Genomic DNA, 12,538 nt, shown 5'->3' on the forward strand with positions numbered 1-12,538 from the left:
GTTAATTAGTCTTTTAGTTTTTCCAGAAACTTTTTGCTTTCTGGAAGAATTTTTTAATACTTGGATTTGATTTTTCGTTTTCAATTTCTCTAAATTTTTCAAGTAATTCTTTTTGTTTTTTGTTAAGAGAAACAGGAACTTCTGTGTTAACTTGCACATAAAGATCTCCATAGTCACCTCTACGCATAAAAGGCATGCCCTTACCTTTTAGTCTAAACTGTTTACCATTTTGAGTACCATCTGGAATTTTGATTTTTGCCTTACCACCATCAATAGTTGGTATTTCAATTGTTGTTCCAAGTGCAGCATCAGCTATTGATATTGGAAATTCAAAAAACAAATTTTCATCTGATCTTTTAAATAATTCATGCGAGTTAACATTTATAAATAAGTATAAATCACCTGTTGCCCCACCTCTGCTTCCTGCCTCACCTTTACCAGCTAATCTAATTCTTGTTCCATCATCAACACCTTTGGGTATTGTTACAGATATTTTCTTTGAAGCTTGTTTTTTACCTTGACCATTACAATCACTGCATGGGTTGGTAATTTCTTCTCCATTACCATTACATTGAGGGCAAGTTTGTTGAACAGTAAAAAAGCCCTGGTTAGATCTTATTTTTCCATTTCCTCCACAATATGTACATCTATCAGGGGAGTGACCAGGCTTAGAACCATTTCCCTTACATGTATTACATTTTTCAGTTGTAGAAAATTTTATGTCTTGTTTCTTACCTTCATATGCTTCTTCAAGTGTAATTGATAAATCATATCTTAAATCTGAACCTCTATTATTTGAACTTGCTCTACTTCTTGATCTTCCACCACCTCCAAAATCTCCAAAAAAATCTTCAAAAATATCAGAAAAATCAGCTCCACCAAAACCTCCAAAACCACCACTCTGTCTACCACCACCATTTTCAAAAGCAGCATGACCAAAGTTGTCGTAGTTTTGTTTTTTTTCTTTATCTGAGAGAATGCCATATGCTTCACTGGCCTCTTTAAATTTATCTTCAGCAGTTTTATCCCCTGGATTTTTGTCAGGATGGTATTTAACAGCAAGCTTTCTGTAAGCTGATTTTAGTTCATCTGGGGAAGCAGTTTTTCCAACACCTAAGACATCGTAAAAATCTCTTTTAGCCATAAGTTAGTTTGAGATAATAGTTGTTGATAGTCTTAAGCGCTTTTTTCTGTATCTTCTTCTTTATTTTCTTCTTTTACTTCTTCAAAATCTGCATCAACTACGTTATCGTCTTTTTTCCCTTCATCATTATTTTTACTATTATCGGGTGAGTCTGGTTTTTTCTCTTGAGACTTATAAATAGCTTCGCCTAATTTCATTGAAGCTTGAACTAAAGTTTCCGTTTTTTTCTTGATGTCTTCATTATCTGTTCCTTTTAAAGCTTCTTTTAGATTAGATGAAGCATCTTCAATTGCTTTTTTTTCAGCATCGGTAATCTTAGACCCATGCTCTTTAAGATTTTTTTCAGTTGAGTGAATTAAAGTGTCAGCTTGATTTCTAACATCTACAGACTCTCTTTTCTTTTTATCTTCTTCTTTGTTAGCTTCAGCATCTTTAACCATTTTTTCAATTTCTTCTTCACTTAAGCCTCCAGAAGCTTGAATTTGAATTTTTTGCTCTTTGCCAGTACCTTTGTCTTTAGCAGATACACTAACAATTCCATTTGCATCAATATCAAAAGTTACTTCAATTTGAGGAACTCCTCTTGGTGCTGGAGCAATACCGACTAACTCAAAATTTCCCAACATCTTGTTATCTGTTGCCATTTCTCTTTCACCCTGGAGTACTCTGATAGATACTGCGGGTTGATTGTCTTCTGCAGTAGAAAATACCTGGCTTTTCTTTGTTGGTATTGTTGTATTTTTTTCAATAAGTTTAGTTGATACCCCTCCAAGAGTTTCAATACCTAATGACAAAGGTGTAACATCTAACAGGAGTACGTCTTTTACATCGCCTTGAAGCACTCCAGCTTGAATAGCTGCACCCATTGCTACAACTTCGTCAGGGTTTACACTTTTATTAGGATCTTTTCCAAAAAAGTTTTTTACTTCAGCTAAGACTTTAGGCATTCTTGTCATTCCACCAACCATTACGATTTCATCAATATCACTTGCTGATACACCAGCGTCACTTAATGCTGTTTTACATGGTGGTAATGTTCTAGTTATTAAATCTTCAACGAGAGCTTCTAACTTTGCTCTAGTCATCTTTAAATTTATGTGTTTAGGACCAGTTTTGTCTGCAGTAATAAATGGTAAATTGATATCTGTTTGCTCTGCTGAAGATAACTCGATTTTAGCTTTTTCAGCTGCTTCTTTTAATCTTTGAAGTGCAAGTTTATCTGAAGTTAGATCAATACCATTATCTTTTTTAAATTCTGCGATTAAATAATCTACAATAGTATTATCAAAATCTTCACCACCTAAAAATGTATCTCCATTAGTTGATTTAACTTCAAATACTCCATCACCTAATTCAAGAATGGAAACATCAAATGTTCCTCCACCCAAATCATATACAGCAATTTTTTTATTTTGTTTTTTATCTAAACCATATGCAAGTGATGCTGCTGTAGGTTCATTAATAATTCTCAAAACTTCTAGCCCTGCGATTTTACCAGCATCTTTTGTTGCTTGTCTTTGAGCATCGTTAAAATATGCAGGAACAGTTATTACAGCTTTAGTAACTTCTTGACCCAAGTATTTTTCAGCTGTTTCTTTCATTTTTTGAAGAATAAAAGCAGATATTTGTGATGGAGAATATTTTTCTCCCTTTGCTTCAATCCAGGCATCGCCTTTTTCAGAATTGATGATTTTAAATGGAGCAGCTGCTATGTCTTTTTTGACAGTTGGATCCTCAAAATTTCTACCAATAAGTCGTTTGACAGCAAAAATTGTATTTTCAGGGTTTGTTACTGCTTGTCTTTTTGCTGGCTGACCAACTAACTTTTCACCATCATCGGTGAAAGCAACAACAGAAGGTGTTGTTCTAGCACCCTCAGCATTTTCCAATACTTTAGGTTGGCTACCTTCCATAATAGATACACATGAGTTAGTGGTACCAAGATCTATTCCAATAATTTTGCTCATAATTTAAATTCTACCCTTCATATATGTGTTAATTTTAATTCTACAAGTTCAGTAAATGTAATTATTTGTCTGAATTCTCCTTATTTTCCTCATCTTTTTTATCTTTTATGTCAACTTTTTTTGAAACTCCGACCAAAGATGGTCTAAGCAATCTATCTTTTATCATAAAACCTTTTTGAACTTCCTGAACGATTGTACCTGGTTCTTTTTGATCATCTTCAATTTCCATCATTGCCTGATGTAAGTTTGGATCTAATTTTTTATTAAGACAATCTATTGGTTTAATATTATTTTTAGTAAAAATGGAAATTAGATCTTTGTTAATAATATCAAAATGTTCTAAGGTTTTTTTTAAAGCATCTGTATCTTTGAGTGTTTCATCACTTTCTAAAATTAATTTTGATCTTGCTAGATTATCAATTAGATTTAAAGCCTCTTTTGCAAATATAAATCCCCCATAATCAAAAGCGTCATCTTTTTCTTTTTCAAACCTTCTTCTTTGGTTTTCCATTTCAGCAAATGTTCTTGCTAGCTTATCTTCTAATTCTTTTATTTTTTCTTCAGGAGAAAGTTCTTTTTTTTCCTCTACATTATTTAGATTTTTTTGGCTTTCATCAGACTGTTTTTCAGCCTCATTATTTTCAATAGATGGTTCAGCCGTAGCCTTGTCTTGTTTAATGTTTTCCTCTTTTTCCATGTGGACATATATGGTAAGAAATCTCAGAATTGCTAGGTATTAATGAAAAAAATTTCAAAATTGCTTATAGGCACCAATAATAAAGGAAAATATAAAGAAATAAGAGATTTATTGCCAAAACGCATTAAAACTTACTCAATATCTGAATTTAAAATAAAAAGTCCAAAAGAAGATGGGCTAACTTTTGAGGAAAATTCTATCATTAAATCTAAATATTTTTCCAAAAAAACAAATTTAATTTGTCTAGCAGATGATTCGGGTTTGGAAATTGATATCTTAAAAAAAGAGCCTGGAATTTATTCTGCAAGATGGGGTGGAAAAAAAGGTGATTTTAATAAAGCTATAAAGAAAGTTTATCGCGAACTTTTTAAAAAAGATAAAAATTGGCAACAAAAAAAAATTAAAGCTAGATTTATTTGCGCTTTATCAATTTGTTATTTAAATCAAAAAATTATATCAGTCATAGGAAAAGTTGAAGGATATATTTCAAATGATCCAAGAGGAAAAAATGGATTTGGTTATGACCCTATCTTTATACCAAAAGAAAAAAAAAAACTTTTGGTGAAATTAGTTCTGCACAAAAATATAAAATAGACCATCGTTCAAATGCATTTAAAAAAATTAAAAAATTTCTATAAGATTTTTATTTTCTACTTTATAAAAATTTAATCTGTGATTAATTTTATTATTTTTAATATCAAATATCCCAATTTTACCTTTGAAAGAATTCTTTTTTTGAAAAAGTTTATTTAAGTTCAAAAGGTTTTTTTTTAGAGAGAGATAGTAAACAAGTCCTACAAGATCGTAGCTTAATAAGGAAAGATGTGTAGGGTTTTCATTAAACTCATTAAAATATTTTTTTTTATAATTATCAAAGTTTCCTTTATTTATTGATGGATAATATATTGGTTGAATATCTGTTGCATTCAATAAACTTTCATCAAACCATTGATTTAATGTGATAAAAAATTTATTTTTAGGTGATACATCTGTGTATAAAAGAGATGTGCTCACACTTTTTAAACTTTCATCAAAATCTGCAATTACTATAGCATCAAAATTTAATCCACCTAATGTATATCTTTTTTCTAATCTTTTTATTATTTTATCCTTGTTAAGCTCATTAGAATTTCTTACTCGATATATTTCATCTTCTAGATTTTGTTTTCTAATTTTATAATTAGTAATTTTTTCTATTTGGTTAGTTAATTTTGTTGGTTCAGTGTCATATAAATAGTCTTTGTAAATTTTAATATTAGAGTCTTTTATTCCCTTTTGAACTTCAAATTCAAAATTTTGCATTGGCGTTAAAAAAATAGTTCTTTCAATATTATTTTTTTCTAAAAATTTTTTTATTGTATTAAGCTGAGATGTAGAATTTATACCTGCAGCGATTACATTTTTTGGAAGATCTAAAATTTTATTTGTAAGTGACAGGAAAGTTAAATCTTTAATTTCACTTAAGTAAGCTAAACTCTCATGATATATGGGTCCAATAACTACTTTCACTCCCATTTCTTTCAATTCAAATGCAGATTTTAATGTTTGGTTTGGTTTTGTGGCTGTATCTTTTGGAATAATTTCAATTATGCTATTATCAATATCTTTTACAGCTAATTGAACAGCTTTTATAATTGAAAGGCCGATATTTTTGTTTGGACCACTCATGGGAACCAAGAGTCCAATTCGTAATTTTTCTTCACTCTTTACTGCTTGTAAAAACAATAAAGAATAATTTAGTAAAAGAAAAAAAATAATTTTAATAAATTTATTCATTTTGGTGATATTATAATATTTTTTAAGCTTAATTATGATCATAAAATCACAATCTCTAAGAAAAGTTAATGAAAATGGTCTGTATATAGTTTCAACTCCCATAGGAAATTTAAAAGACATTACTTTGAGAGCAATCGAAACACTAAGAAAATCTGATTTTATTCTTTGTGAGGACACTAGAGTTTCAAAAAATTTATTAGATAGGTATGAAATTAAATCTAAATTAATTTCAAATCATAAATTCAATGAAAAAAAAAATATAGTTAAGATAATTGAATATCTAAAATCAGGTAAAACTATATCTTTAATTTCAGATGCTGGCACACCTAGCATATCAGATCCTGGTTCAATTCTTATTAATGAGTGTGTTAAGAATGATATAAAAATTTTTTCAATTCCAGGTCCTTCTGCTGTTGCAAGTGCAGTTTCTGTAAGTGGTTTTTCTGAAAAATTCTTTTTCTACGGTTTTTTTCCAGAAAAAAAACAGAGCTTAATAAACGAGTTAGAAAAACTTTCTGTATTAGATAGTAGTTTAGTATTTTTTGTATCCCCAAGAAAAGTTAATAAAATAATACCTGAGTTAAAAAAAAACTTTAAAGGAAGAAAAATAATTTTTTGCCGTGAAATCTCAAAATTATATGAAGAATATATTAGAAAAGAGGTAGATGATTTGGAAATTTTTGAAGAAGAGCCAAAAGGTGAGTTTACTATTGTTGTCTCTGAAAAAATAGTTGATGAAAATACTTCACAAAAACTAAGTGAATCAGATAAGAATATTATTAAAAAAATGATAAATAAGCTAAGCACTAAAGAAATAACCACCATAATTGGTCATAATAAAAATGTATCAAAAAAAGAGATTTATAATTATTGTCTAAAGTTAAAAAATGAAAACTAAATTTATAATTATTATTTTAATTGGAATTGTATTTTCTGGTTGTGTGGGTGTTTCTTCCACGGGTATTTTTGGAACAGGTGTATCAATAGCTTTTGATCCTAGAACTGTAGGGACGCAAATGGATGACTCCATTATGCAAAAAAATTTAACAGCTAAAATTCTTTTTAAAGATAAGAAGTATCTTTTATCAGTAAAATCTAAAGTAATAGATGGAAGAATTTTTATAACTGGTAAAGTAGAGAATCCTGAAGAAAAATTACAATTGACAAAATTAGCTTGGGAAACAAAGGGTGCTCGTTCTGTACGTAATGACGTTAAAATTAAAGAGAAGTTTAATTTTAAACAATCTGCAAAAGATATATTGATAACATCTCAACTTCGAACAGCATTAATTTTGAATAAAAATATTAAAGCAACAAATTATCAAATTGATACATATAAGAAGAAAATTTATGTTTATGGAATTGCTATTACATTTGAAGAAAAAAATTTAGTTATCAGTGAGGCTAAAGAAATATTGGATGTCGAAGATGTTATTGCAAGCATAATTCTTGTTGAAGACTTAAGAATCCAAAAAGATTAGTTATTACTTACTATATTTAATAACATCTGCCGAATATGCTGCAATAGATGCTAAATTAATAATTTCTGAGGTTGAAGATCTTAGAGGGGCAATCTCAACTGGTAGCCCAAGTCCAATCAATAAAGGCCCGATTACTTTCGTGTCACCTAATGTTTTCATCATTTTGTAAGATATTGCAGCGCTATGTTGGCCCGGCATAATTAAAATATTTGCATTTCCAACAATCTTTGAGAAGGGATAAAGTTCTTCATACTCAGGATTTAATGCAACATCTGGCTGCATGTCGCCATCAAATTCAAAATCTACCTTTTTTTCTTTTAAAATATCTACAGCTTTTCTTATGTGTTTTGTTCTACTTGTAAGAGGTTGTCCAAAAGTGGAGTGTGATACAAAAGCTACTCTAGGTTCAAAACCAAAGAGTCTTACCACTCTTGCTGTGGAAATTGCTATCTCAGCCATTTGTTCTGAAGTAGGATATTCATGAACACTAGTATCACCAACAAAAATTGTTTTACCCTTGTGAACTACCATATTAAGCCCAAACATGATTTCTCCATCTCTTACATCAACAACTTGTTTTATTTTATCGAGAGAAGCTCCAAAACGTCTTGTATTTCCAGTCACAGCGCCATCTGCATCACCGCAAGCAACCATACTAGTTGCCCAAACAACTCTGTCGTTTCTTACAAGTCTATCACAATCTCTTTCTAATAGACCTTGTTCCCTTTGTAATTTTTTAAATAAATGATTCACATATTTGGTTCTTTTATTTTCATCTATTGAATTTACAATTTCAATATCAAAGTTTTCATTATAACCAATTTTTTTTATTTGTTCTTTAATTTTATTCTCTTTTCCAACTAGAATTGGAATACCCAATTTTGAATTTTTAAAAGCTATCGCAGCCTTAAGTGTATTTTCATCTTCTCCATCTGCAAATACAATTTTCTTTTGATTTTTTTTAATATAAGAATTGATACCTTGCATTATTGTAACAGTAGGATCTAATCTTTGCTTAAGGTGATCTTTGTAAATTTCAAAGTCGTCTATACTTTTTCTTGCAACACCACTATCCATTGCAGCTTTTGCAACAGCCGCTGGAATTACACTTATTAATCTAGGATCAAATGTTGAAGGTATAATATAATCTTTTCCATAACGGGGCCTTTCACCACCCATTGCAGCAACAACTTCATCTGGCACATCTTCTCTTGCAAGTTTTGCAATTGTTTGAGCTGCAGCAACCTTCATTTCTTCATTTATTGTTTTTGATCTAACATCTAAAGCTCCTCTAAAAATATATGGAAATCCAATTAAATTATTTACTTGATTGGGATAATCAGATCTTCCCGTTGCAACAATCGCATCAGCTCTAACTTCGTTAATTTCTTCAGGAGTAATTTCAGGATCAGGGTTAGCACATGCAAAAATAATTGGATTTTTTGCCATTTTTTTTACCAATTCTTTTTTTAAAGCACCTTTTGCAGATAAACCCAAAAAAACATCCGCACCATTAATTGCTTCTTCAAGTGTTCGAAGTTTAGTTTCATTGGCATGTCTTGATTTCCACTGATCCATTCCTTCGGATCTTCCTTTATAAATTACACCTTTCCTGTCAATCATGATTACATTTTCATGATGCACTCCAGAGTTTTTAAATAATTCAGCACAAGCTTGTGCTGATGCACCAGCACCATTAACAACTATCTTAACATCCTTTATTGATTTACCACAAATATCTAGTGCATTTATTAATGCTGCAGTTGTAATTATAGCAGTTCCATGTTGATCATCATGAAAAACTGGAATATCTAAAATATCCTTTAACTTTTGCTCAATTATAAAACAATCAGGTGCCGCTATATCTTCTAAATTTATTCCACCAAAACTTGGTGCAAAGTTTTTAATTGAATTAATAATTTCATTTGTGTCTGAGGAATCTATTTCAAGATCGATTGAGTCGATGTCAGCAAATCTTTTAAATAAAACAGCTTTTCCTTCCATGACTGGTTTAGAGGCTAAAGCACCTAAATTACCCATTCCTAAAATTGCTGAACCATTACTTATCACTGCTACCAAATTTCCTTTGCTAGTATAATCATAGGCAGTTTCTGGGTTTTCACTTATAGCTCTAACAGGGGCAGCAACACCAGGAGAATATGCTAGCGCAAGATCTCTCTTTGTCGTCATATTTTTTGAAGAAATAATCTCAATCTTTCCAGGTTTTTTATCTTTGTGAAAATCGAGAGCCTCTTTATCTGTGTAATGATCAATCTTTGTTTTTTTCATTTATGATAATTAGTTATACAAATGGGGTAAAATTAAGACTAATATGATTTATGAATTTAGTTAAGTCAACAGGTACGTTTGGTTTATTTACTATAATCAGTAGATTACTTGGTTATCTGAGAGATATTCTCATTGCAATCTTTCTAGGCAGCGGTCTGTTAGCAGATGTTTTTTTAGTAGCATTTAGAATTCCAAATACATTTAGGAGATTATTTTCTGAGGGAACGTTTAATGCAGCTTTTGTTCCAAGTTATGCTTCAGAAATAATTAAAGGAAAAAAACAATCTAATAAATTTGCTAATAATATTTTTAATCTTTTATTTTTGGGTCTATTTTTTTTAGTTCTTATTGTGCAAATTTTTATGCCTTCTTTTGTGTCAATTATTGCACCCGGATTTGTAGATGACGTTAATAAAATGGAAATTGCAATAAATTTAACAAGAATAACTTTTCCATTTTTATTTTTTATAAGTTTAGCATCTTTTTTTTCTGCAATTTTAAATTCACATAATAAGTTTGCTGCTGCTTCAGCAGCTCCTATTATTTTAAATGTTATTTTAATTGGAATTCTATTTTTTTCAAAATCTTTAGGTGACGAACTTGTTTATTATTTATCTTATGGAGTTTCATTGGCAGGTATTTTACAATTATTATTTTTATATAAATTTGTAAGAAAATTTTATTTTTTAAAATTTAATTTTAAATTAAGAATAGACAATAAAGTAAAGATTTTTTTTAAAAAACTTTTACCAAGTATTTTTTCTTCAGGCGTTACCCAAATTAATATTTTAGTTGGAACAATTATTGCTTCTTTTCAAGCTAGTGCTGTTTCCTATTTATATTATGCAGATAGAATTTATCAAATTAATCTTGCTATTGCAGGCATAGCTATTGGTGTTGTTGTGCTGCCACAACTTTCAAAACATATCCAGTCAAAGAAAAAAGATAAAGTTTTATTAATTCAAAATAAAGCTTTAGAATTGAGTTTATTTTTAAGCATCCCAGCATCTATTGCACTTTTATTAGGATCTGAAAGTATAATTTCTGCATTATTTGGATATGGATCTTTTAGTGAGGCTGCAGCACAAAATTCTGCTAAAGCTCTTTATTATTTTGCTTTAGGTCTTCCAGCCTTTTCATTGATTAAAATTTTTTCCACATTTTTCTTTGCTAATAACAACACTAAAACTCCATTTTATATTTCTTTAGCATCAGTAATATTAAATATCATTATTAGCATTTATTATTTTAATGAAATTGGTTTTATTATTATTCCAATTGCCACAACAATTTCATCTTGGTTTAATGGATTACTATTATTTGGTTTTTTAAAAAACAGAAATCTTTTTACTTTTAATAAAGTATTTATTGTACGATTTATTAAGATAATTATTGCCTCCTTTTTAATGGGAGTATTTTTTAATTTTTTATTAAACTATTTTCAAAATCAATTAGCTTTCGATGAAGATCTAAAATTGATATTTTTAATTCTTAGTGTTGTTTTGGGTTTATTATTCTATTTATTCGTTTCATATTGGATCAAAGCTTTTAAAATTAGTGATATTAAACTAAAGTATTAGCTGCATGAGTAAAAAAATTTTTTCAGGTGTTCAACCTACAGGAAATCTTCATCTAGGAAACTATTTAGGAGCAATTAAAAATTTTGTAGAATTAAATAATGATAATAATAATGAATGTATTTTTTGTGTTGTAGATTTACATGCTATTACCGTTAAGCAAGAACCTAAAGAATTAAAGAACAATATAAGAGAGACTGTGGCCACATTTATTGCAAGTGGTATTGATCCAAAAAAAAGTATAATTTTTAATCAATCAAGTGTAGCAGCGCATGCTGAAGGAGCATGGATATTAAGTTGTGTTGCTCGAATGGGTTGGTTGAATAGAATGACTCAATTTAAAGAAAAAGCTGGAAAAGATAAAGAAAAGGCTAGTGTAGGCCTTTACTCTTATCCAGTTCTTATGGCGGCTGACATCTTACTTTATGATGCAACCCATGTTCCGGTTGGAGATGATCAAAAACAACACTTAGAATTGTGCAGAGATATTGCACAAAAGTTTAATAATGATTTTGAAATAGACAATTTTTTACAGGTTCCTGAACCTTTAATTCAAAAAGAATTTTCAAGAATTATGAGTCTTAAAGATGGATCAAAAAAAATGAGTAAATCTGAATTATCTGATTTGAGCAGAATAAATTTAACAGACGATAAAGATCAGATAATAAATAAAATTAAAAAAGCTAAAACAGACCCTTTACCAATGCCAAAAACTATAAAAGAACTTGATGATAGATTAGAGGCAAAAAATCTTATTGGAATTTATTCAAGTTTAATAAACTCAACAATGGAAAAATCAGTAGAAAGTTTTGCTGGAAAAAATTTTTCAGAATTTAAAGAAAAATTATCTTTAGTTCTTGTAGATAAAATTGAACCTATTTCTCTAGAAATAAAAAAATTATTAGATGATCAATCATATTTAGATAAAATCCTTCTAGAAGGAGTTGAAAAAGCCAATTTAATTGCGTCAAAAAAGATAAAAAGAATAAAAGAAATAGTGGGTTTTTAAGTAAAATTTATTATCAAGTATTAATTTTTTAAATAATAACTATATATAATTTATGTTCGTTCAAACTGAAGTAACTCCAAATCCTAATTCACTAAAATTTCTTCCTGAAAAAAAAGTGTCTAATAGTGGTCCGTATGAAATTACAAAAAAAGATAATGTTCAGAATGAATTAGTAAGAAATATACTTTCAATTAATGGTGTGAAAGGTGTTTTTTTAGGTGAAGATTTTATTTCAGTTAATAAAGACGATTTAACAAAATGGGATGATTTAAAGCACATAGTAATTTCATTTATTAATGATTTTTATTCTGATGGTAATGAATTTGTAATTGATGAGAATTTAGAAGAACAAAATTCAAACTTAAGTGAAATAGAAAAAAAAATAGTAAAAATTTTAGATCAGAAAATAAGACCAGCTGTAGCAAGAGATGGTGGAGATATTAAATTTAAAGAATTTAAAGATGGTGTAGTAAAAGTTCAATTGCAAGGAAGTTGCTCAGGGTGCCCAAGTTCCACCATGACTTTAAAACAGGGAGTCCAAAATCTTTTATGTCATTATTTACCAGAAGTTAAAGAAGTAGTTGCTATTTAGGTTAAG

Annotated in this window: 10 protein-coding genes and 1 pseudogene; 6 read left to right on the forward strand and 5 right to left on the reverse strand. The window is 29.3% G+C overall.

All coding sequences use genetic code 11. The features are described 5' to 3' along the window. Window positions 1–13: 13 nt before the first annotated feature. The 3 genes from dnaJ to ACIJYI_RS07130 all read right to left on the reverse strand — a co-directional run bounded on the left by dnaJ (window position 14) and on the right by ACIJYI_RS07130 (window position 3,808). Window positions 14–1,144, reverse strand: coding sequence for a molecular chaperone DnaJ (gene dnaJ / locus ACIJYI_RS07120; protein WP_435114052.1), 1,131 nt, complete (start codon window positions 1,142–1,144; stop codon window positions 14–16). Window positions 1,145–1,176: 32 nt separating this feature from the next. Beyond that, the gene (dnaK, locus tag ACIJYI_RS07125) at window positions 1,177–3,111 is read right to left on the reverse strand and encodes a molecular chaperone DnaK (RefSeq protein WP_435114053.1); all 1,935 of its coding nucleotides are present in this window, start codon (window positions 3,109–3,111) and stop codon (window positions 1,177–1,179) included. A gap of 61 nt (window positions 3,112–3,172) precedes the next feature. Beyond that, window positions 3,173–3,808 (reverse strand): nucleotide exchange factor GrpE, encoded by a 636-nt coding sequence (locus ACIJYI_RS07130; protein WP_435114054.1) that lies wholly within the window; start codon window positions 3,806–3,808, stop codon window positions 3,173–3,175. Between the two features lie 42 nt (window positions 3,809–3,850). On the opposite strand from ACIJYI_RS07130, the pseudogene rdgB reads away from it, so the two are divergent. Next, a pseudogene (gene rdgB, locus ACIJYI_RS07135) lies at window positions 3,851–4,446 on the forward strand (RdgB/HAM1 family non-canonical purine NTP pyrophosphatase). Here the strand turns inward: rdgB and ACIJYI_RS07140 are convergent. Then, complete coding sequence (locus ACIJYI_RS07140; RefSeq protein WP_435114055.1) at window positions 4,430–5,584, reverse strand: ABC transporter substrate-binding protein; 1,155 nt, start codon at window positions 5,582–5,584, stop codon at window positions 4,430–4,432. The pseudogene rdgB and the gene ACIJYI_RS07140 sit on opposite strands and share 17 nt — an antisense overlap. 34 nt (window positions 5,585–5,618) lie before the next feature. Here ACIJYI_RS07140 and rsmI point away from each other — a divergent pair, with 34 nt between their 5' ends. Next, a complete protein-coding gene (gene rsmI / locus ACIJYI_RS07145; RefSeq protein ID WP_435114056.1) occupies window positions 5,619–6,482 on the forward strand; it encodes a 16S rRNA (cytidine(1402)-2'-O)-methyltransferase in 864 nt (287 codons plus the stop codon). After that, window positions 6,472–7,065, forward strand: a complete 594-nt coding sequence (locus ACIJYI_RS07150) for a BON domain-containing protein (RefSeq protein WP_435114057.1) — start codon at window positions 6,472–6,474, stop codon at window positions 7,063–7,065. Before rsmI ends, ACIJYI_RS07150 begins: the two co-directional genes overlap by 11 nt. A 3-nt stretch (window positions 7,066–7,068) precedes the next feature. Here ACIJYI_RS07150 and ACIJYI_RS07155 read toward each other — a convergent pair whose 3' ends face one another. Then, complete coding sequence (locus tag ACIJYI_RS07155) at window positions 7,069–9,354, reverse strand: NADP-dependent malic enzyme (protein ID WP_435114058.1); 2,286 nt, start codon at window positions 9,352–9,354, stop codon at window positions 7,069–7,071. A 50-nt stretch (window positions 9,355–9,404) separates the two neighbouring features. On the opposite strand from ACIJYI_RS07155, the gene murJ reads away from it, so the two are divergent. From murJ to ACIJYI_RS07170, 3 genes are read left to right on the forward strand one after another with little or no spacing between them, the layout of a single operon-like run. Next, window positions 9,405–10,934, forward strand: coding sequence for a murein biosynthesis integral membrane protein MurJ (murJ, locus tag ACIJYI_RS07160; RefSeq protein WP_435114059.1), 1,530 nt, complete (start codon window positions 9,405–9,407; stop codon window positions 10,932–10,934). 4 nt (window positions 10,935–10,938) lie between these two features. Continuing rightward, window positions 10,939–11,940, forward strand: a complete 1,002-nt coding sequence (trpS, locus tag ACIJYI_RS07165) for a tryptophan--tRNA ligase (protein ID WP_435114060.1) — start codon at window positions 10,939–10,941, stop codon at window positions 11,938–11,940. 52 nt (window positions 11,941–11,992) lie between these two features. Further along, the gene (locus tag ACIJYI_RS07170; RefSeq protein WP_435114061.1) at window positions 11,993–12,532 is read left to right on the forward strand and encodes a NifU family protein; all 540 of its coding nucleotides are present in this window, start codon (window positions 11,993–11,995) and stop codon (window positions 12,530–12,532) included. Window positions 12,533–12,538: the final 6 nt, after the last annotated feature.

Source organism: Candidatus Pelagibacter bacterium nBUS_36 (assembly GCF_051201215.1).
Lineage (GTDB): Bacteria > Pseudomonadota > Alphaproteobacteria > Pelagibacterales > Pelagibacteraceae > Pelagibacter.

Coding starts and splice junctions, on each gene's coding strand:
- dnaJ (WP_435114052.1), bottom strand. CDS start 1,144: ATGGCTAAAAGAGATTTTTACGATGTCTTAGGTGTTGGAAAAACTGCT.
- dnaK (WP_435114053.1), bottom strand. CDS start 3,111: ATGAGCAAAATTATTGGAATAGATCTTGGTACCACTAACTCATGTGTA.
- ACIJYI_RS07130 (WP_435114054.1), bottom strand. CDS start 3,808: ATGGAAAAAGAGGAAAACATTAAACAAGACAAGGCTACGGCTGAACCA.
- ACIJYI_RS07140 (WP_435114055.1), bottom strand. CDS start 5,584: ATGAATAAATTTATTAAAATTATTTTTTTTCTTTTACTAAATTATTCT.
- rsmI (WP_435114056.1), top strand. CDS start 5,619: ATGATCATAAAATCACAATCTCTAAGAAAAGTTAATGAAAATGGTCTG.
- ACIJYI_RS07150 (WP_435114057.1), top strand. CDS start 6,472: ATGAAAACTAAATTTATAATTATTATTTTAATTGGAATTGTATTTTCT.
- ACIJYI_RS07155 (WP_435114058.1), bottom strand. CDS start 9,354: ATGAAAAAAACAAAGATTGATCATTACACAGATAAAGAGGCTCTCGAT.
- murJ (WP_435114059.1), top strand. CDS start 9,405: ATGAATTTAGTTAAGTCAACAGGTACGTTTGGTTTATTTACTATAATC.
- trpS (WP_435114060.1), top strand. CDS start 10,939: ATGAGTAAAAAAATTTTTTCAGGTGTTCAACCTACAGGAAATCTTCAT.
- ACIJYI_RS07170 (WP_435114061.1), top strand. CDS start 11,993: ATGTTCGTTCAAACTGAAGTAACTCCAAATCCTAATTCACTAAAATTT.